Annotated in this window: 24 protein-coding genes and 5 tRNA genes; 18 read left to right on the top strand and 11 right to left on the bottom strand. The window is 49.6% G+C overall.

Annotated elements, in window-relative coordinates; translation table 11 throughout:
- The coding region (locus CHK_RS13500) for an SIS domain-containing protein (RefSeq protein WP_046444595.1) at positions 1-336 on the top strand (336 nt) is incomplete at its 5' end.
- 49 nt (positions 337-385) lie between these two features.
- Here the strand turns inward: CHK_RS13500 and CHK_RS13495 are convergent.
- Positions 386-745 (bottom strand): MmcQ/YjbR family DNA-binding protein, encoded by a 360-nt coding sequence (locus tag CHK_RS13495; RefSeq protein WP_046444594.1) that lies wholly within the window; start codon positions 743-745, stop codon positions 386-388.
- 256 nt (positions 746-1,001) lie between these two features.
- On the opposite strand from CHK_RS13495, the gene CHK_RS13490 reads away from it, so the two are divergent.
- Both CHK_RS13490 and CHK_RS13485 read left to right on the top strand, forming a co-directional pair.
- Positions 1,002-2,324 carry a putative DNA modification/repair radical SAM protein gene (locus CHK_RS13490; protein ID WP_046444593.1) on the top strand — a complete coding sequence of 441 codons (1,323 nt, stop codon included), beginning with the start codon at positions 1,002-1,004 and terminating at the stop codon, positions 2,322-2,324.
- A gap of 14 nt (positions 2,325-2,338) precedes the next feature.
- Entirely contained in the window at positions 2,339-3,151 is an 813-nt protein-coding gene (locus tag CHK_RS13485) for a TIGR03915 family putative DNA repair protein (protein WP_046444605.1), read from the top strand.
- 2 nt (positions 3,152-3,153) lie between these two features.
- Here CHK_RS13485 and CHK_RS13480 read toward each other — a convergent pair whose 3' ends face one another.
- Positions 3,154-4,386 (bottom strand): cation:proton antiporter, encoded by a 1,233-nt coding sequence (locus CHK_RS13480; protein ID WP_046444592.1) that lies wholly within the window; start codon positions 4,384-4,386, stop codon positions 3,154-3,156.
- Positions 4,387-4,586: 200 nt separating this feature from the next.
- On the bottom strand, positions 4,587-5,831 hold the full coding sequence (gene dinB, locus CHK_RS13475; protein WP_046444591.1) for a DNA polymerase IV: 1,245 nt from the start codon (positions 5,829-5,831) through the stop codon (positions 4,587-4,589).
- Positions 5,832-6,005: 174 nt separating this feature from the next.
- Between dinB and cysK the strand changes: the two genes are divergently transcribed.
- Together cysK and CHK_RS13465 are read left to right on the top strand one after the other, a co-directional pair.
- Positions 6,006-6,935 (top strand): cysteine synthase A, encoded by a 930-nt coding sequence (cysK, locus tag CHK_RS13470; RefSeq protein ID WP_046444590.1) that lies wholly within the window; start codon positions 6,006-6,008, stop codon positions 6,933-6,935.
- A 247-nt stretch (positions 6,936-7,182) separates the two neighbouring features.
- Entirely contained in the window at positions 7,183-8,433 is a 1,251-nt protein-coding gene (locus tag CHK_RS13465) for a [Fe-Fe] hydrogenase large subunit C-terminal domain-containing protein (RefSeq protein ID WP_046444589.1), read from the top strand.
- A 49-nt stretch (positions 8,434-8,482) separates the two neighbouring features.
- On the opposite strand, the gene murC is transcribed toward CHK_RS13465, so the two are convergent.
- Positions 8,483-9,865, bottom strand: a complete 1,383-nt coding sequence (murC, locus tag CHK_RS13460) for a UDP-N-acetylmuramate--L-alanine ligase (protein WP_046444588.1) — start codon at positions 9,863-9,865, stop codon at positions 8,483-8,485.
- A gap of 172 nt (positions 9,866-10,037) precedes the next feature.
- Between murC and CHK_RS15870 the strand changes: the two genes are divergently transcribed.
- The 6 genes from CHK_RS15870 (at position 10,038) to CHK_RS13430 (ending at position 11,425) form a co-directional block, all read left to right on the top strand.
- The gene (locus CHK_RS15870; protein ID WP_052740607.1) at positions 10,038-10,721 is read left to right on the top strand and encodes a M48 family metallopeptidase; all 684 of its coding nucleotides are present in this window, start codon (positions 10,038-10,040) and stop codon (positions 10,719-10,721) included.
- Positions 10,722-10,821: 100 nt separating this feature from the next.
- A tRNA-Leu gene (locus CHK_RS13450) sits at positions 10,822-10,905 on the top strand.
- Positions 10,906-10,919: 14 nt separating this feature from the next.
- Positions 10,920-10,994, top strand: a tRNA-Gly gene (locus CHK_RS13445).
- Positions 10,995-11,064: 70 nt separating this feature from the next.
- Positions 11,065-11,138 (top strand) — tRNA-Gly (locus CHK_RS13440).
- 18 nt (positions 11,139-11,156) lie between these two features.
- Positions 11,157-11,230 (top strand) — tRNA-Gly (locus tag CHK_RS13435).
- 118 nt (positions 11,231-11,348) lie between these two features.
- Positions 11,349-11,425, top strand: a tRNA-Lys gene (locus CHK_RS13430).
- A gap of 179 nt (positions 11,426-11,604) precedes the next feature.
- Here the strand turns inward: CHK_RS13430 and CHK_RS16740 are convergent.
- Positions 11,605-11,754: a hypothetical protein gene (locus CHK_RS16740; RefSeq protein ID WP_160295684.1), complete on the bottom strand. Its 150-nt coding sequence runs from the start codon at positions 11,752-11,754 to the stop codon at positions 11,605-11,607.
- A 27-nt stretch (positions 11,755-11,781) separates the two neighbouring features.
- Positions 11,782-12,459: a hypothetical protein gene (locus CHK_RS13420; RefSeq protein ID WP_052740606.1), complete on the bottom strand. Its 678-nt coding sequence runs from the start codon at positions 12,457-12,459 to the stop codon at positions 11,782-11,784.
- 282 nt (positions 12,460-12,741) lie between these two features.
- Between CHK_RS13420 and CHK_RS13415 the strand changes: the two genes are divergently transcribed.
- From CHK_RS13415 to CHK_RS13405, 3 genes are all read left to right on the top strand, one after another.
- Entirely contained in the window at positions 12,742-13,374 is a 633-nt protein-coding gene (locus CHK_RS13415; protein ID WP_046444586.1) for a TetR/AcrR family transcriptional regulator, read from the top strand.
- Between the two features lie 2 nt (positions 13,375-13,376).
- The gene (locus tag CHK_RS13410; RefSeq protein ID WP_046444585.1) at positions 13,377-14,462 is read left to right on the top strand and encodes a radical SAM/SPASM domain-containing protein; all 1,086 of its coding nucleotides are present in this window, start codon (positions 13,377-13,379) and stop codon (positions 14,460-14,462) included.
- A gap of 92 nt (positions 14,463-14,554) precedes the next feature.
- Positions 14,555-14,755 carry a hypothetical protein gene (locus CHK_RS13405; RefSeq protein ID WP_046444584.1) on the top strand — a complete coding sequence of 67 codons (201 nt, stop codon included), beginning with the start codon at positions 14,555-14,557 and terminating at the stop codon, positions 14,753-14,755.
- Positions 14,756-14,913: 158 nt separating this feature from the next.
- On the opposite strand, the gene CHK_RS13400 is transcribed toward CHK_RS13405, so the two are convergent.
- A complete protein-coding gene (locus CHK_RS13400; RefSeq protein WP_046444583.1) occupies positions 14,914-15,189 on the bottom strand; it encodes a GNAT family N-acetyltransferase in 276 nt (91 codons plus the stop codon).
- Between the two features lie 131 nt (positions 15,190-15,320).
- Here CHK_RS13400 and CHK_RS13395 point away from each other — a divergent pair, with 131 nt between their 5' ends.
- Positions 15,321-15,770: a GatB/YqeY domain-containing protein gene (locus CHK_RS13395; RefSeq protein WP_046444582.1), complete on the top strand. Its 450-nt coding sequence runs from the start codon at positions 15,321-15,323 to the stop codon at positions 15,768-15,770.
- Between the two features lie 49 nt (positions 15,771-15,819).
- On the opposite strand, the gene CHK_RS13390 is transcribed toward CHK_RS13395, so the two are convergent.
- Both CHK_RS13390 and CHK_RS13385 read right to left on the bottom strand, forming a co-directional pair.
- Entirely contained in the window at positions 15,820-16,287 is a 468-nt protein-coding gene (locus CHK_RS13390; protein ID WP_046444581.1) for a hypothetical protein, read from the bottom strand.
- A gap of 62 nt (positions 16,288-16,349) precedes the next feature.
- Positions 16,350-16,751: a DUF2185 domain-containing protein gene (locus CHK_RS13385; RefSeq protein ID WP_052740605.1), complete on the bottom strand. Its 402-nt coding sequence runs from the start codon at positions 16,749-16,751 to the stop codon at positions 16,350-16,352.
- A 182-nt stretch (positions 16,752-16,933) separates the two neighbouring features.
- Between CHK_RS13385 and CHK_RS13380 the strand changes: the two genes are divergently transcribed.
- From CHK_RS13380 to CHK_RS13370, 3 genes are all read left to right on the top strand, one after another.
- The gene (locus tag CHK_RS13380) at positions 16,934-17,629 is read left to right on the top strand and encodes a glucosaminidase domain-containing protein (protein WP_082103570.1); all 696 of its coding nucleotides are present in this window, start codon (positions 16,934-16,936) and stop codon (positions 17,627-17,629) included.
- 295 nt (positions 17,630-17,924) lie between these two features.
- Positions 17,925-20,579, top strand: coding sequence for a calcium-translocating P-type ATPase, PMCA-type (locus CHK_RS13375; RefSeq protein ID WP_046444579.1), 2,655 nt, complete (start codon positions 17,925-17,927; stop codon positions 20,577-20,579).
- Positions 20,580-20,897: 318 nt separating this feature from the next.
- Positions 20,898-22,289: a sensor domain-containing diguanylate cyclase gene (locus tag CHK_RS13370; protein ID WP_046444578.1), complete on the top strand. Its 1,392-nt coding sequence runs from the start codon at positions 20,898-20,900 to the stop codon at positions 22,287-22,289.
- A 31-nt stretch (positions 22,290-22,320) separates the two neighbouring features.
- On the opposite strand, the gene CHK_RS13365 is transcribed toward CHK_RS13370, so the two are convergent.
- Positions 22,321-22,947, bottom strand: coding sequence for a CpXC domain-containing protein (locus CHK_RS13365; protein WP_046444577.1), 627 nt, complete (start codon positions 22,945-22,947; stop codon positions 22,321-22,323).
- Positions 22,948-23,099: 152 nt separating this feature from the next.
- On the bottom strand, positions 23,100-23,585 hold the full coding sequence (locus CHK_RS13360; protein WP_046444576.1) for a prolyl-tRNA synthetase associated domain-containing protein: 486 nt from the start codon (positions 23,583-23,585) through the stop codon (positions 23,100-23,102).
- Between the last annotated feature and the right edge of the window lie 88 nt (positions 23,586-23,673).

Below are 23,673 nucleotides of genomic sequence, written 5' to 3'. Positions count from 1 at the left end.
GTGCAGGAGGGAGACGCAATGGTAGTGGTCTCCAAGGGAGGCAAAACGGCGGAGCTGCTGCCGCTGATCGACGTATGCAAAAAGAAGGGGGCAAAGCTCATTGGAGTGACGCAAAACCCGGATTCGCCGCTTGCGAAGCAGGCGGATGTATTTTTAAAGATGGACGTGCATCACGAAAGCGACCGTTACGACATCATGGCAACGTCGAGCGTAATCGCGCTGGTGGCACTGTTCGACGCGCTGCAGGTGGCGATCATGGAGGAGACGGACTATAAACTGGAACAGTTTGCGCTTATCCATCCGGGCGGCGCCGTGGGCCAGAAGCTCAACCAGTAAATAAAAACTGGAAGGCAAATGGGCAGGATAAGCAAAACCGGAACCTGTTTCAGGCTCCGGTTATTTCTGTCTGCTTCTTTTTTGGCAGGGAAGAAAGCGTGACCTCATAGGATTTTTCGATCATATCCCGTACTACATCCTCCGGCACGCAGCCCTCAAGATAAAGGGAATTCCAGTGCGTTTTGTTCATATAATAACCGGGTACAATTTCCTGATATTGACCGCGCAGGAAATCACCGAGCGAGGGTTCGAGTTTCATGGTGAAGATCGGCCTGCCCTGCTTATCGCCGCCTTGCATGGCGAACATCTTGCCGCCCACAAAATAACGGGTTGCCTCCCACTCGGGCTGGTAATCCTTTGTAACGCCTTTTTTACCAAGGCAATATCCATCGATCCATTCGTAATTCATGTTAATCTCCTTTATGCTATGGTGTTTGGGACGTTTCGTTTCGTGCCGGATCGGTCTGCTGCATTCAAAGCCTGCTTTCGAATCAATATCACGTAACATTTTATTCAGTGTAACACGGCTGCGGGCGGTTGTCAGTATTTTTGATTGATGCCGATGCGTCTTCCATTAAATTTTATAAACTGACCGTATTTGTCACTTCGCCATGATATACTTTTTGTAAAACAGGATTCTTTATTTAGCAGCGGGGAAACAAGCGATGGATATTTTTCAAAAACTGGAAATTTTAACGGATTCGGCAAAATACGATGTTGCGTGCACGTCAAGCGGCGTAGACAGGACAGCCACGAAAAATGGAATTGGCAGCGCGACCTCGGGCGGCATCTGCCATAGCTTTGCTTCGGACGGGAGGTGCATTTCCCTGCTGAAGGTGTTGATGACCAATATTTGCGTTTACGACTGCAAGTACTGCGTGAACCGTAAGTCAAACGATGTGCCCCGCAGCATATTTTCCCCGCGCGAGCTGGCAGACCTGACCATACATTTTTACCGCCGCAACTATATCGAAGGTCTTTTCCTGAGCTCCGGCGTTGTGAAAAACGCTGATTACACATGTGAGCTTATGATAGAGTCTTTGCGTATCCTGCGTGAGGAATATCATTTCAGCGGATATATCCATGCAAAAGCGATTCCCGGCGCATCGGACGACCTCCTCGCACGGCTTGGCATGCTGGCAGACCGTATGAGCGTCAATATAGAGATGCCTTCCCAAAACAGCCTGAAGCTCCTCGCACCGGATAAGTCCAAAAGCTCCGTACTGGAGCCGATGGGGTTTATCCGTAACCGTATGCGCGAAAACACAAAGGAGCTCGCCATCTACAGGCATGCGCCAAAATTTGTGCCCGCGGGGCAGAGTACGCAGATGATAGTAGGCGCATCCCCGGAAACGGATTTGCAGATACTAAACCTGACGGAAGGGCTGTACCGGAAATACCAGCTCAAACGGGTGTTTTTCTCCGCATATATCCCGGTGGTGGAAAATTCTCTGCTGCCTTCGATCGATACAAAGCCGCCGCTTTTACGCGAGCACAGGCTGTATCAGGCGGACTGGCTGCTGCGGTTTTACGAGTTTACCGCAAGCGAGATACTCGACGAAAAAAATCCGAATTTCAATCCGTTTATCGATCCCAAATGCAACTGGGCGCTTAACCATATGGGAAATTTTCCGCTCGAGGTCAACAGGGCCTCCTATGAGGAGCTTTTGCGCGTGCCGGGCATTGGCGTGCAAAGCGCAAGGCGTATCCTGATCGCGCGGCGTACTGCTTCGCTCACCTTTGAAGGGCTTAAAAAGCTGGGAGTGGTTTTGAAGCGCGCGCGCTATTTTGTAACGTGCAGGGGAAAGATGGACCAGAACGTGCGGATGCGCGGGGAAGAGGTGTTGTGCGCCATGATGTCAAAAAAGTCGCTTGCAATGTACCATGGCAGCGGCTATGACGCAAACGGGAATAAACAGGTATCTTTTTTCGAGCCGCCGAAGGTTTTGCAGGAGGATACCGTAAAGTGCCTGACCGGGCAGCTATGAGGGAGGTGAGCGGGATGAAAGACGATATGACGGTCAATTATGAATACGACGGCAGCTTTGAGGGCCTTTTATGCTGTGTTTTTGAGAGCTACGACCAAAGGGAAATCCCCGAAGAGATATTTGGGCCGGAAACGCACCAGACAACCCTTTTTCCGGCAAAGATCATCGAAACAGACGCTGTGCGCGCGAGGCGGGTGCTGGCGTCTATCCCCAAAAAGATAGGACGCGAGGCGCTCGATTTTGTGCGGCGGGCGTTTTTGACCTGCCTGCCGCAAAAGGAGCGGTATATCCTGTTGTTTTTGCGTATGGGATACCGGTATGGCGCAAAGGTGATGCGGATGCTGCAGGACGATGTGGTGAACACCCTGTTTAAGGCGGTAAAATTTATTGGCAATGAGACGCACCTGCTGACCGGATTTATTCGTTTTTCTGTTTATGGAGAGGTGCTGGCAGCGCAGATCACTCCGAAAAATTATGTTTTGCCATTGCTGGCCCCCCATTTTCGCGGGCGCTATCCGAATGAAAAATTTTTGATTTATGATAAGACGCACGAGGCGGTACTTATTTACGAGAACGGCAGGATGCAGATCAACTCGGTGGAAAATTTCAGTATGCCGGAGCCGGACGAGGAAGAGCTGCGGTTTCGCAGGCTGTGGAAGATGTTTTACGATACGATTGAAGTGGAAGGGCGGCATAACGAAAAATGCCGCATGACGCATATGCCAAAGCGTTACTGGGAGAACATGACCGAATTTGCGGAGGAGAACAAAAAGAAGCCGCAGAAAACGGCTTCCGGCGAACATAAATTGCTGTACCTGACAAAATAATTTTATCCTCCCGCTTCCACAGAATCATCGAGCTTCGCCGCTTCAAGGCGTTTGGCTTTTTTGGAGTTGAATGAAACCTTGAGCAGGATCGGTGAGATTACTGTGGTGACGACCACGACAATGACAACTGGGCCAAACAGGACAGGGGACATCAGTCCGACCGCCGCGCCCTTATTGGCAACGATGAGGGCAACCTCCCCGCGCGACACCATGCCACAGCCGATCTGCATGGATTCCGGCCCGTTAAAGCCTGTCATTCGCGCGCCCAGCCCGCAGCCGACGATTTTGGTGGCGATGGCGGTCAGAAGGAGTATGATGGCAAATAGAATCAACATCATATTCATATCGTTGAGCACAACGCTAAGGCCTACGCTCGCAAAGAAAATAGGTGAAAGCAGCGTATAGGAAAGCGTTTCAAAACGGGAGGCGATGTAGTTGGAATGACTGGTATTGGAGAGAAGCAGGCCCGCGATAAACGCGCCGGTGATATCAGCGACGCCAAACCATTCCTCCGCGCAAAAGGACATCAGCAGGCAGATAACAAAGGCCGCAACAACAAAGCGGCGGTGGTCCTGCTTATGCCGGTTGGACCATTTTTTGAACCCGAAATAGATGAGGAAACCAACGCCGATTGCAAAGACGAAGAACAGCACGATTTTAAGCATAACCATGCCGACCTCTACCTTGGGATCCGCAAGGCTTGTAATCACCGTGAGGGCAATGATGCCGAGGATATCGTCAATGACGGCGGCGCCAAGTATCGTACTGCCGACTTTACTGCTCAGCTTGCCCATTTCCTTGAGCGTTTCAACGGTAATGCTGACCGAGGTGGCGGTAAGGATTACGCCGATAAAGATATTCTGTAAAAAACGGTTGGTTTCAAGGTCTGTTTTGATAACCGAGGGATCGTTGAAAACGCCCGCGACGGCAAAGCCTGCAATGAGCGGCACAATAACACCCAAAAGCGCAATGATAAAGGATGCTTTTCCTGTTTTTTTCAGCTGGTGGATATCCGATTCCAGTCCGGCGGTAAACATCAGGACAATGACGCCGATTTCCGAAAGGGTTTTGATGAAGCTGCTGTTATCGATGATTCCGAAAACAGCGGAGCCGAGGATGATTCCGGCGAGCAACGCTCCCACAACTTGGGGCATTTTGAATTTCCTTGTAACCATGCCAAGAACCTTGGTGCTCAGCAAAATAAGCGCAAGGTCTAATAAGAAACGATAATCCATAAAGACACTTCCATTTTGTTCAAAATTTTTATAGCAACGGCAGGGCCGCTAAAAACAATTCCATAAAGTGAATAATATCAACTCGGGACTTCACTAATTATACGCCGTTTGCCGCTAAAATCAAGATTTGATTGTAAAAAAAAGTGTGCCGGGAATGGAAGAAAAAACGGCGCCGGCCGTCACAAACTATTTACCGGAAATCAAGGGTGGGGAAGGTCGTCCTCCTCCTTTTCGAGGGGAACGTCCTGCCTGGAAACAATATCTGTTTTGAGGATAGAACCGTAAGAAACGGCTTTTTTTCCAAACTGTTTGCGGATTTCATCGATTGCCGTCTCGAGTTTTTCGATTTTTTGGGAATCCTGCTGCGGCGCGTCAAAAAAGCTGAATTGACCGCCGGAGCCGCTTTCCGTAAGGCCAGCCGCCGTAAGCGAAAGCAGGCGGATCGGTTTGGATACGTCCCACGATTTGAAAATAATATCGAGCCCGGCATCATAAAGGTCTTTTGTTTGGCGAATGGGGCGGGACAATGTTTTCTGGCGGGAAATTACGCGAAACTGGGGATCCTTGATCTGTACCTGCACAGTCTGGCAATAAAGACCGCAGGAACGCAGGCGCGCGCCAACGCTGTCTGCAAGCATGAGTACGCCGGCCTTGATATCGTCCCTGCCGACGAGATTCCTTTGGAAGGTAATGCCGTTGCCAATGCTTTTGGCTGCTTCGGATTCGCCAATCTCCCGCACAGGCGTATCGTCAAGGCCGTTGGCATATTCCCAGATGAGCTCGCCTGATTTTCCGAGAAGATTCTCCGCTTCCTCGCGCTTTAATGCAGCAAGCGCGCCGATTGTGCGAACGCCAATACGGTGGAGCGTGTCCGCGGTTCGCTTGCCAACGTAAAGCATGTCCGTAACGGGCAGGGGATGGAGGATGTCGCGAAAGGTTTCGCGGGTGATAACGGTTGTGGCGTCCGGCTTTTTATAATCGCTGCCAAGCTTGGCAAATACCTTGTTAAAGGAGACGCCCACAGAGATGGTAAGTCCAAGCTCGCTGCGGACGCGGGCGCGCAGCTCGTCTGCGATTTTTTTGCCCGAGCCGAACAGGTGAAGGCTGCCGGTCACGTCCAGCCACGATTCGTCTATACTGAATGCCTCCACTTTACTGGTATACTGCGCATAAATTTCATTGATCAGCTTATAATACTTGGTATATTCCTCGCGGTGGGGAGATACGAGCACGAGCTCCGGACATTTTTTTTTCGCCTGCCATACGGTCTCGGCAGTTACGATGCCAAACTGTTTTGCCAGTTCGTTTTTGGCGAGAATGATGCCGCGGCGGCTTTTGGGATCGCCGCATACGGCCATAGGGACTTTTTTGAGCTCGGGGCGTGAAATACACTCCACAGACGCATAATATGCGTTGCAGTCGCAGTGCAGTATCGTACGGTCCATAAAAAAACCTCCTTGCCAAAAAAATCTTCTATATCTATTATACATGATTCTATGGACAGGCGAGGTCATGCGTCAAAAAATGTGCATTAAAATTATCCTGCGGGTATATTCCCAAACAGGAGGTTTTGGCATATAATAGGAAGGTGCGGAAAATGTTTACAAAAGGAGAATTCCATGATATACAACAATGTGCTTGAAGCAATGGGGCACACGCCAATGATCCGGCTGAACCGGATGAACGATGAAAACAGCGCGCAGGTGCTGGTGAAATACGAGGGACTTAATATCGGCGGATCGATCAAGACGCGCACAGCGTTCAACATGATCGAAGAAGCCGAAAAACAGGGAAAGCTTACGAAAGACTCGGTGATCGTGGAGCCGACCAGCGGGAACCAGGGGATTGGGCTTGCGCTGGTTGGCGCAGTGAAGGGTTATAAAACTGTGATCGTCATGCCGGATTCGGTCAGCGAGGAACGCCGGAAGCTGGTACGGCATTACGGCGCGCAGGTTATGCTTGTCCATGACGACGGTAATATTGGCGACTGCATCGAGGAATGCTTGCAGACAGCGCTCAAAATGCAGCGGGAGGACTCCAACGTTTTTGTGCCGCAGCAGTTTACGAATCCTGCCAATCCGATGGTACACAGGCATCATACGGCGCTTGAAATCATGGAGCAGGTATCCGGGCCGATTCACGGTTTTTGCTCGGGTGTGGGAACGGGCGGTACGATCAGCGGCATTGGCGAGGTGCTGAGGGCGCAGAACCCTGATATTACAATTTGGGCGGTGGAGCCTGAAAACGCGGCGATCCTTTCCGGCGGAAGCATCGGCACCCATCTGCAAATGGGAATTGGGGACGGGCTCATTCCGGAAAACCTTAACACGGAAATATATGACGACATCTGCATTGTCACGGATGAAGAGGCGATATGCACGGCAAAGGAGCTTGCGAGCATGGAAGGGCTGATGTGCGGCATATCGAGCGGTACCAACGTTGCGGCAGCCCTGAAACTGGCAAAAAAACTGGGCCCGGAAAAAACGGTGGTGACCGTGTTGCCGGACACGGCGGAGCGATATTTCAGTACGCCGCTGTTCGAAGACTGAAATCCGGAGCAAATATAAAAAAACAGCAATGCAAAAGTATTGCTGTTTTTTTGAACAGGGACAAAAGGCCCAAGCGTACCTGTACGCTGATACGGCAGGACAAGGCGCGATTTTCTGAAAAGCGACGCGGCACTACGGGACTGATATGGAAGAAGGCCGACATGCAGGCCGCGCGAGCGACTTGTTTGCAGGGCAGGGTTTGGTATTATTATATAGAAGGAAACAATGGCAAGGGGGTAACGCTGGCATGGCTGAATTTAAAAAAATCTACGACCGGCTTTTCCGTGCTTCGATCCAGGGGAAGACGGAGGAAGAAATCAAAAAGATAAAAGAAGAAAACGAAAATCTGGAAGAGCTTGACTGCCTTTTACATCCGGGCGACTACCCGGTGGTATGGAAATTCGGAAGTTGCGACTGCCCGCCGGAAAAGCAGAAGGGCTGTGCGGATAACTGTGAGTTTGACGCGATCGTGCAGGATGAAAAGGGCGGCGTCAGGATTGATGCGAGCGGATGCGTAGGTTGTGCGAGCTGTATCGATTTCTGCGATGACAAAAAGCTTCAGGCAAGCAAGGATATTTTGCCTGCGCTCGAGGCGGTAAGAAACGGCAGCGGGCCCGCATACGCGCTTGTCGCCCCTGCGTTTTTGGGGCAATTCAGCAACGCGGTAACGCCGGGAAAGCTGCGGGAAGCATTTAAGGCAATCGGTTTTGACGGTATGATCGAGGTTGCGCTGTTTGCCGACATATTGACGCTCAAAGAAGCGCTTGAATTTGATAAAAACATTGTAAAGGAATCGGATTACCAGCTCACAAGCTGCTGCTGCCCGATGTGGATTGCAATGATACGGAAAATATACCGTGAGCTGATGCCGCATGTGCCGGGATCGGTATCGCCTATGATTGCCTGCGGCAGGACGATCAAGCAGCTGCATCCGGACGCGGTGACCGTGTTTATCGGCCCGTGCATCGCCAAGAAATCAGAGGCGCGTGAGAAGGACCTTGTCGGCGCAATCGATTATGTGCTGACCTTTCAGGAGGTGCGGGATATTTTTGAGGCGACAAAAATCGATCCGGAGCAGATGCGGGAGAGCGATAAGGATCATTCGTCGCGTGCGGGCAGGATATATGCTCGTACGGGCGGGGTAAGCGAGGCGGTGCGCGAAACGGTAGAGCGGCTTTCGCCAGCGCGCGAGATCACGCCGCGCACACAGCATGCGGACGGTGTTCCCGCGTGCAAAGCCATGATTAACGACTTGCTGGCTGGAAAGACAACCGCAAATTTCTTTGAGGGCATGGGTTGCGTGGGCGGCTGCGTAGGCGGCCCCAAGGCTGTGATAGACCGGGAGCAGGGCAGGAAGAATGTGGACGAATACGGCAGGGCGGCGACATACCCCACGCCAATCGATAACCCGTATGTGATCGAGCTTTTACACAGGCTGGGCTTTGACACCGTGGAAAGCCTGCTTGAGCACAGCGACATTTTTACAAGGGATTTCTGAACATCAAAAAACCCTCCGGCTTATATAGCCGGAGGGTTTGTAGTTTTGGTCAGTCCTGAAAGAAAATAAGCTGCTGTTTGTTGACGTCGCCGGAGCCGAGCGTCATCACGATATCGCCTGGCTGCCAGTTTTTCAGCAGGTAATCCTTGATTTCCTGAAAAGTTGGGATATACATGCACTTGCAGGAATCGGAATTGATTGCGGCGACAACGTCGCGTGCATGAATCCCCTGCGTATCGGTGTCGCGGCCGGGATAGATATCCGGCATAATGACCTCATCCGCATCGCCAAAGCACTGCGCGTATTTATCCTTGAGTGTGCGCGCACGGGTGTAAGAATTACACTGGAATACCACCCACAGCTTGTTGTGGGGCACCAGTGAAGCCGCTTCCAGGCAGGCGGAAATTTCACTGGGATGGTGCGCGTAATCGTGGAAAACGCGAACGCCGTCACGTTCGCCAACGAGCTCGAATCTCCTGCCCGCAAGGCGATAATCCCTGAGCGCTTTTATGGAAATTTCGACGTCCACTCCGAAAACCTCATATGCAAATGCTGCGGCGGCAAGCGCGTTGCGCAGGTTATGCAGGCCCGGAACGGTAAGCTCAAGCTCGCCAAGTTCGTCGCCATGGTAAACGACCGTACCTTTTCCGCAGCCAAGTTCGTTGAACGTGGGCTCCTTCAGGTACCAATCGCTGTTCGGCGCGTCGTTATAGGTAACGATGCGGCAGGGGGCGTGGTCTTTCAGCCGGTATGCAAGCGTATCGGACTGGTTGAGCAAAAGCACGCCGTTTTGGTCCAGCTTTTGGATAAATTCCACAAAGGTATCGAAAATATCATCAATATCGCGGTAGCAATCCAAATGATCGTCGTCGATATTATTGACAAGTGTATGCGTAGGGTGCAACGTCAGGAAGCTGCGTACATATTCGCACGCCTCTGTAATGAACGCGTCGTTTGTACCGACGTGTACGCCGCCGGAAAGGAAATCTACCATACCGCCTACGTGGACCGTGCAGTCTTCCTGCGAATTGTGCATGATGAGGGCCAGCATGGAGGTGATCGTTGTTTTCCCGTGGCAACCGGAGATGCACGCCACACGTTTATAATGGTTGGAAATAAGACCGAGGAGTTTGGAACGCTCCAGCATGGGAATGTCATGCGCCGCTGCGTATGCGTATTCCGGATTATAAGGCTTGATTGCCGCAGAATAAACGACAAGGCCGGCACCGTGCACGTTTTTTTCGTCGTGTTCGAGCGAGATGGGGATATTGAGCTTTTCAAGCTGTTTCGTAAAAGCGGATTCCTTGATGTCCGAGCCTGTTATGGTGTAGCCGTTTGAATGCAGTATCTGCGCGAGACCGCTCATCGAGCAGCCGCCGATGCCGATAAAATGGACCGGTTTATCTGTAGGGATATTGGTCTTGTTTTCCATCTATATTCTCCTGAAATAAAATTTTCATTCGTTGTTGTAGCAATTCATTATACCATATGATGCGAATATATTATACTGGATATACAATATTTAATCAACCGGGGGGATACGCAAGAGACAGTGGCCTTTGGGCGCCATCTGTGCTATAATAAACAGGAACGAGAGGTTTTTTATGAAGATTGAATTATCCGATCATAGTGTGATCGACGTTGCTGTGAGCAAAAAAGACATGAAAAATATGCGGCTTCGCGTGTGCAGGGACGGCAGCGTGTGCGTTAGCGCGCCTTATGGAATAAGCGATACCAGAATCCATGATTTTATATATTCCAAACGCGGCTGGATTGAGAGCCATATTAAAAATTTTGTGAAGGACGAGCAGGGAGACCGCATATTGTTTATGGGGAATGAATATGCCATGGAAATCGTGAAGGACAGGCGTACGGGAGTCGCCATCAACCAGGGCAATATGACTATTTTTTGCGGCGATCCCGGCAAATACAAGGATGTGCTTGAAAAATGGTGGGTGCAGCAGGCAATAATGCACCTGCAGGAAATGGTGGACAAATGGTATCCTTTTGTGGGCCAGCCGGATGAGGAAAAGCCTACGATCAAGGTGCGTAAAATGAAAACGTTGTGGGGAAGCTGCACGAGCTCACAGCGTACGATCCGCTTTAATTATTATTTGATGTGCGCGTCTGAAGAAGCAATCGAATATGTGGTGCTGCACGAGCTTGCACACCTGATTTATCCCAATCACGGGGCCGAGTTCAAGGCCTTCCTTACAAAATATATGCAGGACTGGAAGGAACGCAAAAAGCGTCTGGAGCAGGAGTGCGCGGCGATTCCCATGACATGAAAAACTGCAGAAAAAATGTTTTCTTTTTAATAGAACCTATTGACAATAGAGGTGAAAATCTTATATAATAATTCTTGCGCGCAACGGACGCGTGTGATACGCGGGCGTGGCGGAATTGGCAGACGCGCTAGACTTAGGATCTAGTGCCTTAGGCGTGAAGGTTCGAGTCCTTTCGCCCGCACCAATTAATACCGATTTGCGGGAGTGGCTCAGTGGTAGAGCGTCGCCTTGCCAAGGCGAATGTCGCGAGTTCGAATCTCGTCTTCCGCTCCACAAAAGTCGTTCCCATCCTTCCGATGGGAACGCGCCCTTTTAAAGCGGGGGTTACAGGAAGGGAAAAGACGCGGGTGTAGCTCAATGGTAGAGCACTGGCTTCCCAAGCCAGCTACGTGGGTTCGATTCCCATCACCCGCTCCAAAAATTTTATACCGATTTGCGGGTGTGGCTCAATGGTAGAGCGTCGGCCTTCCAAGCCGAATGCGTGGGTTCGATTCCCATCACCCGCTCCAATAAACGTTCCAGAAGAATTTCTTCGTCGTATGGAATGACGAAGGATCGAACCCCACGTGGGTTCATGCGAGCGTGAGCGAAGTGAAGCGGGAGCTTTCCCATCACCCGCTCCAGTATGGGTTATTAGCTCAGTTGGCTAGAGCACCTGACTCTTAATCAGGGTGTCCGGGGTTCGAGTCCCCGATGACCCACCAATAGAAAAGGCTTTGCAATACGGTTTGTAAAGCCTTTTTTGTTTGCTTTTGTGAAATAGATTGCTTGATTGCCTAAGCGATACCTTCACGCCGTTTTTGTGAGATTGTGGAATGGAAGATAGAAGACATGCTATGTATACCGAAAACAGAGAGATTAAATGTCAGCCAAATTCTACAAATCACCTGCCGTCATCTTCGAGGAACAAATACCGCTGTTGGCCAAGGAAATAACAGGTATACCGCAGGTCATATCCGCCGGCGGGGCTTGCGGCCTGCCTGACGTTGGTAATGCGGTCAATCTCAAAAGTGCACCCGTCTTCGTAAGGCAATCAAAGAAGATGCCGCGATTCAAGCTTCTAGCGGTCTGATTTCTCGATTGCAAAATCAGGATCGTCCAGATAACAGATATAGCGGGAATTTTGCCGGTCGGCAAACAAAATGGCCTGGTCTGCACGGTTATTTTCCGTATCGACCAGAGACACGCGCGAAGCGCTTGCACCGGAAAGATCAACGCCTGCCATTTCCAGGTTTTCCATGATTTTACCGGAATGCGCTTTGAAATCATATGAATATGGCGTGGTCTCTGCAACGCCTTCGTTTGAGATAGCCGGACCATCTGCATAGTATGCGATAACAATATATCCGTTCCTGCCGCTGCCATCAGAGAAGGGAAGGGAGTAGAGCTGTTTATCGTCTGATAATGAAGCAAAATTTTTATCCAGAATATAATACTGCGCCATACAATCATAATCCCATGACGGATTTTCGATACCGGTCTTTTCTTTTACCCACATTGCGAGGAATTTTTTGATGCTTGAATTCTGCATATACTCAAACACCGGCGTGCTTTGCATGGAGTAATAGGATTGGAGGAGTGGCTCCGGGACTGTTTGCGAATCGCCCGGCGCTGCCTGATGGGACTGTGAAGCTTCGTCTGTAATAATAGACATTTCTTTTCCGGCCGTTCGGCTGCCACAGGCTGAAAGCAGCAGGACGACGCATAGCAGGAAAACAGATAAAATCCTTTTCAACAAAACAGAGCCCTCCAATCAAATGATATAAGAACAGTATAGCATAGAAATAAATTCCTTTCCGGATATGGTTTTGATTGTCATAATGTTTTAAGAATCGTATTTTGATTACAGCATATTAATTCATGGCGCCGTATGGCCAGGCAGCCGTAAAGGTTTGCCGCATAGCAGTTTCTAACAAAAGCCTGCTGCGCGATCATTTAACAAACCGCAATAAAGTTTGCTTGACAAGCTAGTGAATACTAGCTATACTGGGGCTAGTGATCACTAGCCTTGGAGGATGAAATGGAAAAACGGAATACAAAACAGGCAATACTGGACGAAGCACTGGGATTGTTTTCGGTTCATGGATATGACGGCGTATCTGTAAAGGATATTGCGAATGCCGTCGGCATAAAGGACAGCTCGCTTTACAAACACTTCAAAAGCAAGAATGAAATTTTTGAAACGCTGCTTGACGGCATGAACAAACGCTTTGAGCAGACTGTGACGTTTTACAGGCTTCCGCAGGGCGATATCGAAAAGGTATACAGGCAGTATGGCGAAAACGACCTGGACTGGCTGAAAAAGGCGGTGGACGCGATCTTCCTGTTTTTTGTTGAGGATGCGTACGCGGTTAAATTTTTACACCTCCTTATGATCGAGCAATACAAGAATAACGATGCGGCGAGAATGTTTGAGGAGTGGTTTATAGACGGCGCGTTATCGTTCCAGACGGCCTTGTTTGACAAAATGATGCAGGAGGGGTATTTCAGGAGGGCGAACCCCCGCGCGGTGGCAACACAATTTTACGGGCCAATTTTATTGCTGGTGCTGATGTATAATTCCAAGCCGGAACGGCAGGGAGAAGCGCTCGACCTGCTGCATCGCCACATTGAGGAATTTGCAAACAACTACCACATATCACATGGAGAATAAATATGGATTTGAATCGATTTATGAATCAGGGAATCGCCCAGCTTGTAAAGTCTGCGGGCCGCTATTATCTGAATAACCCAAAGGGAATTGCCTTTTTGGCAAAAATTGCCCCGGAGATCAAAAAGAGCGCGAAGCGAAGGCAAAGAAACGAAGAAACGGGCCTCCATGTACCGCCGCTGATCATCGCAAGTATTGCGTCTCGCTGCAACCTTCATTGCGCCGGGTGCTATTCGCGTGCGACGGGGGCCTGTTCCGAGCATACCGAAGAAGAGATGACAGCCGCGCAGTGGGAAAAAATACTGCGGGAAGTGTCTGGCCTGGGGGTGACGTTTGTGCTGCTGGCAGGTGGGGAACCGCTTATGCGCAGAGATGTGATGGAAGTGGCGGCAAGCTTCCGGAACATAGTTTTCCCGGTCTTTACCAATGCGACGATGATGGATCAGGAATATTTTGCGCTATTTGAGCAAAACAGGAATTTCATCCCTGTTTTTAGCATTGAGGGCGGGAAAGAGATGACGGATAAACGGCGCGGGGAAGGCGCATATGAGGTGGTGCATGATGTGATGTGGCATTTTAAGAAAAAGAAAATGCTGTTTGGGGCGTCCGTGACGGTAACGAAAGAGAATATGGACAGCGTCGTGAACGACGATTATGTGCAAAGCCTGCGAAACGACGGATGCGGCGTATTGTTTTTTGTGGAATACGTGCCTATAGAGGCGGGGACGGAGCACCTGATGCTGGATAAATTCGACATTGAACATATGCAGGAGAAGGTTGAACGATTCAAACAGGGATTTGACGACATGATATTTGTTTCGTTTCCGGGCGATGAGGAAATGATGGGCGGCTGCCTCGCGTCAGGCCGCGGCTTTTTTCACATCAACGCAAACGGCGGGGCGGAGCCGTGCCCGTTTTCGCCTTATTCCAAGCTGAACCTGAAAACGGATTCTATTGAAACCGTACTGCGTTCCGGATTTTTCGGGGAGCTGCGTAAAATTGCCGCGGACGCGGAACACCACGGCGGATGTACGCTATTTGACCATGAACGGGAAGTGGCGGCGTTGCTGAATGGAGAGCGGGATTTTTGAAAGGAAAGCGTTTGAATTACAGCGTTTCTGTTTTGACAGGCCTCCGGCAACTTATATATAACGCACGATAACATAATGACGGAGATGTAAACATGGAAATTGGTTTTGTAGCGAGCGTTATCATTCTTTTGGCGGGGATTGTACTGATGGGGATCGGCGGTATTGTTTTCAGATGGCGGGCCTTTACAAACCAGCGTGCATGGGAAGGGGCCACGCGTCCGATGCTGATCATTGGCCTCGTGACCTTTGCCGTTGGGATTGTGCTTGTTTATGTAATGTATCCATGGCGTTGAGAACTGCCGGTCAAAAAAACGAGAGCCTGATTTTCAGGCTCTTTTTTGTGTTGGAAAACGGTATATCACGCGTTGAGCATAAAGAAAAGGCCGGATGGGAAGAGTACAAAATACCCGTCCGGAGTATGTCGGGCGAATTCGCCTCCTGTTTTTGCTCGCTATCCCACCAGAATATCGCAGTCGTCCGGGTGTTCGTCAAACCAGCGTACTGCGTAGACGCAGCTCACCTCGGCTTTTTTACCTGTCTCACGGATTTGGTCTGTGGCGGCACGCACAAGCTTTGCCGCAACGCCCTGCCCGCGCAGCGAGGGATCGACAAAGGTATGGTCTATGATTACAGTATCGTCTGAAACGGGCGGGAAGGTGATCTCGGCAATCAGGTTACCGTTTTCGTCGTTTGCATAAATGCGGTTTTCTTCATATTCAAAATTCATCGTACGCCTCCCGAAATTTGATTATTATATTGATAACCATTCTATCATACCATATGCAAAATGAAACGACAAAATGATGCGAAAGCGTGATATAATAGTAACAAACGAACTTATTTGAGGAGGCTGCCAGAATGAGCAAGACGCAGGAAGTGCAAAAAGAAATGGTCGAGGCAATGAAGGCGAAGGACGCGCAGCGCAAGGAAACGTTGACGCTGCTTCTTTCAGCGCTGAAAGCAAAGGCAAAGGACAAACGGGAGGACCTCACAGAGGAAGAAGAAAACACGATTATACTGAAGGAAATCAAACAGGCGGAGGAAAGCCTTGCAGGAGCAGAAAAAGCGGGCAGGGAGGACCTTGTGGAAATGAACCGCAGCCGTAAAAAGGTTCTGAGCGAGTTTGCACCAAAGCAAATGGATGAAGCGGAAATTATGGCAATCATAAAGGAAGTACTCCAAAAGCTTGGGATCGAAAAACCAACCGCGCAGGATAAGGGAACGATCATGAAAAACCTGATGCCACTTGTGAAGGGTAAGGCGGACGGCGGGCTTGTGAACAGGCTCGTGGGCGAGGTTATGAAATAAGAATTATTTTTTGAGCAATGTAAAAAGGCTCCCACCGGAGCCTTTTTGTTTATTTTACGGTTGCAAGATGCTTTTTTATGAAAGAGACGATGAAGCTGGCCGCTGCGCCGAGCATCGCAAGGCCAATGCCGGTATACAGCATTCCCAGAACAATATGGGGCAGCAGGCCCGTCATCCTTAAAACAATGCCGAACGTGATCATACAGGCCATAATGATGTAGCCCTTTACGTCAAAAAAAGCAAACGCGCATATCTTTTCCTGCTCAAATGCGTCGATGCGCCCCATGTGTTTGCGAAACAGCCGGAAAAAGATAAATTTAAAAAACAAAAAGAAAACGACAGCGGTGATTAGCAGGGATATCCATGGGAGCTGCGCGTAATTGGAAACGAGCGCAGGAAGGCCGATGGATAAAACGGCTGTGCCTGCAATGCTCCATACAATCCCCGCGAGAAGCGGCAAATATTTTTTTCTGACGCGCGGCGCGTGCGTGCTTAGCGTACCCTGTTTTTGAGTCATCTGTTTACTCCGGTTCCTTATTTATTACTATATATAATAGTAACCTTTTTGAAAACGGAATATCAATCCGGTAATGATTCTTCGTCCGCACCGTCAAAAAAATGCTCTGTAAGCGTAAGTTTTCCGTCTTCATCGCGGCAATATGCCGTAAAAACATCCGCATCCAAAAGGGGAATAACAGCGGGATCGTAATGCGCCATCGTATTGAGCGGAAACGCGCTCATATTGCCGGGCGTATTCATGTAATCCGCATCTTCATCCCCGGCGAGGAATACCCAGCCTGAATCTGCGACGTCAGGAAGGGGCTCGTCCCGGTACATACACCCGATTTCATATCCTTCCACTGAGATTTTATTGCTGACAACGCATCCCAAATCAGGATTTTGAATTAAAATTTCGTCAATATTTTTTAAATCCGGGAAATAGTTTTTTTCCCCTGTTTTTTCGTTCTCTGTAAAAGCCATAAAAAGCCCTCCCTTACTGCTTTTAGGATACATCAAATGATGTGGGGGATCAAGACTGAAAAAGAAGCGTTTTAATAATAGTCATCCCTAAAAATATGTGAATTTATTGTAAAAAAGCTTGCCAATATGGAAAAGTTATACTATAATGCAAAAATAGTCTTTTGGAAAGTTGAAGGTGTTGAATGAATCGAATCATGAGAAGCATTACGGGAACGGTCCTTGCGGTCGTCGCCGTATGCGTTATCGGACTGACAGGAACAACGACAGCAAAAGCGGCGGAAATGCCGCGGGAGGACGCAGCACAGGAAACGGCAGGACAAGCGGAGGTAACGCCCGCTGAAGAACAGGAAGTCAATGAGCTGGCAATGGACGTCTCGGAGATTATTCTGGAACTATCACAGGAAAATGAGCAGCCGCCTTACAAATACGAGTATATGGGTGATTTGACTCAGGTCACAGGGTTTTCAGCAGAAGAGCTGGAAGCGCTGGTAGAAGGAACGGGACTTGAGGGCCTTGGTGCATTCTATGCAGAAAAGGAGCAGACACACGGAATCAACGCATTGTTCCTGATTGCCGTGGCAAAGCTGGAGAGCGGCTTTGGAAAGAGCAGCCTTGCAAGGAACAGCAATAACCTTGGCGGACTTAAGAACGGAAAAGGCGGATATATGAAATTTGACAGCAAGGAAGACTGTATCGAATATCAGGCAACCCTGCTGCGCGACAGATATCTCAGCGAAGGCGGAAAATACTATGCGGGAAAAACCACAAAAGCAGTCAGCAAACGCTACTGCGAGGGTTCCTCGTCATGGTACGGACAGGTGGAAAGCCTGATGGAAAAGGGATACAATAAAATCATAGAGCTGCGCGAAGCGGTTTAGGTAAAAGGCCCGGTAAATTTGCCGGGCCTTTTTTGTTGACAAAAGCACAAGGCGTATGTTACTATTTTTTTACAGTCAAACAAATATTCCGTGGGGGAGTAATTGGCATACGGCACTTTTGTATGCGGCACGTCAACATACTGACCGGAGACGGTCTGGCTTGCCTTAATTAATGAGACTCATGTATTGCTTCGCAAAGGAGCGTGCATGGTCTTTTTTATTGGATTTAAGACCCGGTACGGCTTTTGCGCCGCAACGGGTTTTTTGTTTGTAAAAAACATTGGGAGGTCTGGGAATGAAAGCGTTCATGGAGTCAGGACACGAAACGCTAAAGGAGCTTGGAGTAGACGAAGCCTGCGGATTAAGCGAAGCACAGGTGGAGGAAAATGCGCGCACCTATGGGAGGAACAGCTTTACGAGGGAAAAGCCCTTATCCCTTGGAAAGCGTATTGCACAGGCTGCGGCGGAGCCGATGATCATTATGCTGATCATGGCGGCAGCGATTGCGCTGATTGTTAATATCATCCGCGCCGTGACAGGTGGGGAAGCGGATTTTATCGAATGCGTGGGCATTTTCGTAGCGATTTTCCTGTCGGTTGTGATTACCGTTATTATGGAAGGAAAAAGCGCGAAGGCATTCGAAGCCTTAAACCGGATCAATGAAGATATCATGGTGAAGGTGGTGCGCGGCGGACAGGTACAGATGATCCTGCAAAAGGATATTGTGGTAGGAGACATCGTGTGTGTGGAAACAGGCGACAAAATTTCTGCGGACGGTAGACTTATTGAAAGCTGCGCCCTGCATGCGGACGAAGCATCGCTCACCGGCGAAAGCGAGCCGGCGGCAAAGGATGCCGACGTTGTGCTAGAAAAAGAGGATACGCCTGTCGCAGAGCGTTTGAATATGCTGTATTCAGGCTGCTTTATTACAAGCGGCAGCGGCAGGATGGTAGTGACTGCCGTGGGCGACAGGACGGAATTTGGGAAGATTGCACGGGAATTATCCGCAACAGAGAAATCGAGCACGCCCCTTCAGGAAAAAATGGCGAAGCTTGGCAAGCTCATTACGCTGCTCGGAGCGATTGCGGCAGGGATTGTATTCCTGATCCAGCTGTTTACGTTCCTTGCGAATGGAACCGCGTCCCTGGACACGATATCTGAAGCCTTTATTACAAGCATCATTCTGATTGTCGCGGCCGTGCCGGAGGGGCTTCCCACGATTGTGGCGGTCTCGCTTGCAATCAACATCATCAAAATGGCAAAGCAGAACGCGCTTGTGAAGAAAATGATCGCCTGCGAAACGGTAGGCTGTATCAACGTGATCTGCTCGGATAAAACAGGCACGCTGACCGAAAACCGTATGACTGTGACCGATATCGGCCTTGAAAGCGGAATGTGCGTACCGGATGAACTCCAAAACGAGCATCTGCTGTTTAACTTCTGTATTAACAGCACGGCAGACATATCATTGGAAGAGGAACCGATGAAATTTATCGGCAATCCAACGGAATGTGCGCTGCTGGTGGCGGCGTACAAGGCCGGGTGGGACTACAGGAAAATTCGTTGTGCAAACGAGCCGGAGTTTTCCTTCCCGTTCAGCTCGGAGACCAAGAATATGACGAGTATTGTCGTGAGGGACGGGGTTAAGACAGCCTATACAAAGGGCAGCCCGGAAAAGATACTCGCGATGTGCGGCATTGACGATTCGTTGAAAAAGGAGATAGAATCGGGAATCACCGGATTCCAGGAGAAGGCCTGCCGGGTGATTGCATTTGCACACAAGGAGATTGGGACGCCGTGCGGTTATGAGGACAACAGGGAAAAGATCGAAAGCGACATGGTCTACGACGGTTTTGTCGCAATTACAGATCCATTACGCGAAGATGTATTTGCCGCGGTGAAGCATTGCAGGAGCGCGGGCATTGACCTTAAGATGCTGACAGGGGATAATATTGTCACTGCGACGGCGATTGCAAACGACCTTGGTATACTGGATAATGGGCATATTGCCGTTGAGGCGGGAAGGCTCGAAAAGGCAACCGACGAGGAGCTTGCGCAAATGCTGCCCGGAATCCGCGTGATTGCCCGCAGTACGCCCGTGGTCAAGATGCGCGTGGTGAACGCGCTTAAAAAAATGGGAAATGTGGTTGCGGTTACGGGGGACGGCATCAACGACGCGCCTGCAATTAAAAATGCGGACGTAGGGATCGCAATGGGGATATCCGGAACGGAGGTTTCCAAGGAGGCCAGCGATATCGTGCTGCTTGACGATTCTTTTTCTACGATTGTAAAAGCGGTGCAATGGGGCCGCGGGATATACGAGAATTTTCAACGGTTTATCCAGTTCCAGTTGACGGTAAACCTGTCTTCTGTCATTGTGGTGCTTTGCTCGATCCTCGTGGGGTTCGCCTCGCCGTTTACCGCATTGCAGCTGTTGTGGATCAACATTATTATGGACGGTCCTCCGGCCCTTACGCTTGGGCTGGAACCGATCCGCGGGGACCTTATGGACAGAAAGCCAACCCGCAGGGATTCGAGTATCGTAACGAGGAGTATGCTTTCGCGGATTCTTTTTAACGGTATTTTTATCTCGATTGTGTTCCTGTGCCAGCATACGTGGAATTTTATGGGGGCTAGCGCCGTACAGGAACCCACCGTTCTCTTCACGCTGTTTGTGGTGTTCCAGCTCTTTAACGCGTTTAACAGCCGTGAGCTGGGCGATGGGAGTATGTTCCGCAATATCGGCAACAACAAGCTGATGCTGCTTGTATTCGCGGTAACATTTTCGCTTCAGGTCCTGATTACGCAGTTTGGCGGGGCGCTGTTTAATACGGTGCCGCTTCCGCTTGAAATGTGGCTTAAGATTATTGCAATCGCATTTACCGTTATTCTTGCGGCTGAGCTTGCGGGGCTTGTGAAGCGTACGGTAAAAAAACGCAAAAGAGAATAGTTCGAATGGCACGGGATTTGCTGCCCGCACGCCTGCGGGCAGCAAAAATTTAAGGATGGCAACCATAGACGAATGGCGTTTATCCTGTTACAATATAATTCTAAAAAGGTATGATATGGAGCTTGCATTTTTACAGTTTTTTACAGCAAATAAATGAAACGAATCACATAGCGCCGCGAATGCAATTAACGCATGTTGTACGAGGTGAATCGGCCCGAAAAGGCAAGTGGGGTTCTCTTGAGGGTAGCAGTTTCCTGCAAATGTTGCTTACGCATTCATTTGATAAACTGCGATAAAACGGAAGGTCGAAATCCAGCAGTGAAGGAAAAGAATATCACAGGCAGCGCGGCGCAAAGGCCGGCTGTGGTTTTAAAGGGAAAAACGAATATCGATTCAACGGGTATGATCAAAAATTTGCCGGTTGGAGTCTGCCGGATTTTGATGGATGAATTTTTTACCCTGGTTTTTGGCAATGAACGTTTTTACGCTATGTACCAGAGAACGCCTGAGCAAATAGAACGTGAGCTGCAAAACAGCATGATCGGCATGATTATGCCAGAGGATCTGCAGTTGGTCAATAAAACGGTCTGGGACGCAAAAGAGGCGGGACGCGGCGGCTTTCGTTCCGAACACCGGATTTTGTGCAGGGACGGCTCGGTGCGCTGGGCGCTTGTCGAGGGGAATTTTCTTTGTGTGGACGGGCTTGATATGGCGGACTGCATTGTTGTGGATATTACGGATCGCAAAAAGATAGAAGAAGAGCTCCGCATCAATGAAGAACGGTTTCGCCTTGCGCTTGCACAGACTGATAATACGATTTTTGATTATAATATCCAAACGCGTGTGATGATTCATGCGTACCGTTCGGCGGAAATGTATGGAATACCCAACCATATGGAAAATGTGCCGGATTCGCTGGTGGAAAACAGGACGATCCATCCGGATACCGTGGAGCCGTTTTTGGAGATGTACCGGAAGATACGCGAGGGGGCGCAATCTGCGTCGTGCGTTGTCAGGACGCGTCTCGTGAAGGGGCGCTACCTGTGGAGAAAAATCACGCTCACCAACATTTACGACGACGAAGGCAAAGCGGTACGTGCGATTGGAATCCTTGAAGATGTAGAGGAGCAAAAGCGGCGCGAGGAGCTCTTGCGCGACCAGCTGGAGCGCGATACCCTTACGGGCCTTTTCAACAGGGGAGGCATTGAAACGAAAATCCGCTCATTTCTGGCGGAACCGCCGGATCAAACTCCCAAGGCGCTTTTGGTGATTGATATCGACCTGTTTAAAAATGTAAACGACCATTACGGGCATCTTTTTGGAGATCATGTGCTTGCGGAAGCTGCGGGCAGGATATCAAAGCTTTTCCGCAGGGATGATATTGTGGGCCGGATAGGAGGAGACGAGTTTATCGTCTTTGTAAAATCCATCCGGGACGCGCAGGAGACAGAGAAAAGGGCGCGTGCAATCTGCACAGCGCTGTTTGAAAGCGAATTTGAAAACAACGGAATTTATGCAAACGTGACGTGCAGCGTGGGCGCCGCACTGTGGCCGGAGGATGGGGAAAGCTTTGAAGAGCTTTACCAGAAGGCAGATATCGCCCTTTACGAGGCCAAGAAAAAAGGCAGGAACCAGGCCTGCCTGTATGCACATGGTATGGGGGACGAAATGGAGTGGACTCCGTACAGCAGCACAAGGATTGACGGGTAAGAGACAGTAAAGCGCAACCCGCAGGCTGGCTTTAAGATTGCTGCTTTTTACGGAATTGCTCCAGAATCCATTCATTATCTACAAACTGAAAGCATGATGGGCGGTCGATGGCGAGCCGGTCCAGCTCGCCGAGCATCTGCTCATAGAGGCCCAAAGGCGTTTTCAGTATAAAATCATTTCCATCCTTTGCGAGCGCAAAAAAGCTGAGTGCATCCTCGCTTGTATCCGCAAGAAGAAGCACGTCCGGATCGTGCGCGTCAAAGCGTTCCGGATTTTGCTGGACGGTCAGTATTTTTAAAAGCTCGATTGCACGGTCGTCCATGCTGCGGTCAAAGATGAGTATTTTTTCACGGAGGCTATGGATCGAACGTACGTCGCGCAGGGTATCCTCGTCTTCGTTGTGGACGGGTGCGGCAGGAAGGTCGTATACCGTAAATTGATCCGGAATAAGCCGGATCATTATTTTTTTATCAGGATCGTGGTAAAAGCAGGGATAGGGAAACATCAAATCTGCCCCGCATTCACCGCATTTCACACGAAAAAGGGACAGATCCAGCGCCTGTTGCTTTAGGACAGGATGCTTTTTTACATCGATCACAGGGATACGTTCAAATGAAAATTCGTTTCCGCATTTTGGGCAGGTAACCAGTTCTTCCATAATAAAATTCCTTTGCTGTGTTTTGCGTCAGGTCGTCCCATTGCATTGAAAGCCTGCTTATTGCGTGCGCAAAGGCGTTTTCATACAATAGGCATCGTGACAATATTCTGAATCCGCTTTTGCCGTCTTGCCGCAGAGCATATAACCGCCGCTTACAGGCTGAGGTAAGCGACGCTGTTGCCATGTTCCCTGACAAGAGACTCCAAATCTGAAAAATCAAGGAACAGGGTAGCCGTATTTTCGCATGGATGCACGCCGATGTTTTTTTCGTTCTTGAAATCACTGTCAAAGATCACCTCGACAGCCGCGCTTTTGTCATAAAGTACGCCAAGCGGCGTGACGGAGCCTTTGGTGAGGTTTAAATATCTGGCAAGGCGTTCCTCAGATGCAAAGCTAAGCCGCGCGCCAATTTTTTCGCCCAGCTTTTTGAGATCAGCCGTTTTGTCTTTATGGATACACACCAAAAAATGCCGCTTGCCTTTTCCGTCGCGCAAAAACAGGTTTTTACAGACGTTTCCGTGGCTGCACACTCCGAGCCGCTCCATATCCTCAATAGTAAAGGCGGCCTCGTGCTCCACAATTTTATAAGCGACGCCCTTTTCATCGAGCAGGGCGCATACCTCTTCCTTTTTACTCATCGCCTAAAGTTTACCCTTTTCTTTCAATTTGCTACAAATATATCATATTTTCGGAAGAAAATCCAGAAACAAAACATATGAAAAGGGA

The sequence above is a fragment of the Christensenella hongkongensis genome (assembly GCF_000981035.1).
Taxonomy (GTDB): domain Bacteria; phylum Bacillota; class Clostridia; order Christensenellales; family Christensenellaceae; genus Christensenella; species Christensenella hongkongensis.
Note: the sequence above shows the minus strand (reverse complement) of the source record. Positions and strands in the feature narration are given on the sequence as shown.

Coding starts and splice junctions, on each gene's coding strand:
- CHK_RS13390 (WP_046444581.1), bottom strand. CDS start 16,287: ATGACTCAAAAACAGGGTACGCTAAGCACGCACGCGCCGCGCGTCAGA.
- CHK_RS13495 (WP_046444594.1), bottom strand. CDS start 745: ATGAATTACGAATGGATCGATGGATATTGCCTTGGTAAAAAAGGCGTT.
- CHK_RS13385 (WP_052740605.1), bottom strand. CDS start 16,751: ATGGCTTTTACAGAGAACGAAAAAACAGGGGAAAAAAACTATTTCCCG.
- CHK_RS13415 (WP_046444586.1), top strand. CDS start 12,742: ATGGAAAAACGGAATACAAAACAGGCAATACTGGACGAAGCACTGGGA.
- dinB (WP_046444591.1), bottom strand. CDS start 5,831: ATGGACCGTACGATACTGCACTGCGACTGCAACGCATATTATGCGTCT.
- CHK_RS13490 (WP_046444593.1), top strand. CDS start 1,002: ATGGATATTTTTCAAAAACTGGAAATTTTAACGGATTCGGCAAAATAC.
- CHK_RS13400 (WP_046444583.1), bottom strand. CDS start 15,189: ATGAATTTTGAATATGAAGAAAACCGCATTTATGCAAACGACGAAAAC.
- cysK (WP_046444590.1), top strand. CDS start 6,006: ATGATATACAACAATGTGCTTGAAGCAATGGGGCACACGCCAATGATC.
- CHK_RS13480 (WP_046444592.1), bottom strand. CDS start 4,386: ATGGATTATCGTTTCTTATTAGACCTTGCGCTTATTTTGCTGAGCACC.
- CHK_RS13465 (WP_046444589.1), top strand. CDS start 7,183: ATGGCTGAATTTAAAAAAATCTACGACCGGCTTTTCCGTGCTTCGATC.
- murC (WP_046444588.1), bottom strand. CDS start 9,865: ATGGAAAACAAGACCAATATCCCTACAGATAAACCGGTCCATTTTATC.
- CHK_RS13360 (WP_046444576.1), bottom strand. CDS start 23,585: ATGAGTAAAAAGGAAGAGGTATGCGCCCTGCTCGATGAAAAGGGCGTC.
- CHK_RS13380 (WP_082103570.1), top strand. CDS start 16,934: ATGAATCGAATCATGAGAAGCATTACGGGAACGGTCCTTGCGGTCGTC.
- CHK_RS13395 (WP_046444582.1), top strand. CDS start 15,321: ATGAGCAAGACGCAGGAAGTGCAAAAAGAAATGGTCGAGGCAATGAAG.
- CHK_RS13365 (WP_046444577.1), bottom strand. CDS start 22,947: ATGGAAGAACTGGTTACCTGCCCAAAATGCGGAAACGAATTTTCATTT.
- CHK_RS13405 (WP_046444584.1), top strand. CDS start 14,555: ATGGAAATTGGTTTTGTAGCGAGCGTTATCATTCTTTTGGCGGGGATT.
- CHK_RS13375 (WP_046444579.1), top strand. CDS start 17,925: ATGAAAGCGTTCATGGAGTCAGGACACGAAACGCTAAAGGAGCTTGGA.
- CHK_RS15870 (WP_052740607.1), top strand. CDS start 10,038: ATGAAGATTGAATTATCCGATCATAGTGTGATCGACGTTGCTGTGAGC.
- CHK_RS13410 (WP_046444585.1), top strand. CDS start 13,377: ATGGATTTGAATCGATTTATGAATCAGGGAATCGCCCAGCTTGTAAAG.
- CHK_RS13485 (WP_046444605.1), top strand. CDS start 2,339: ATGAAAGACGATATGACGGTCAATTATGAATACGACGGCAGCTTTGAG.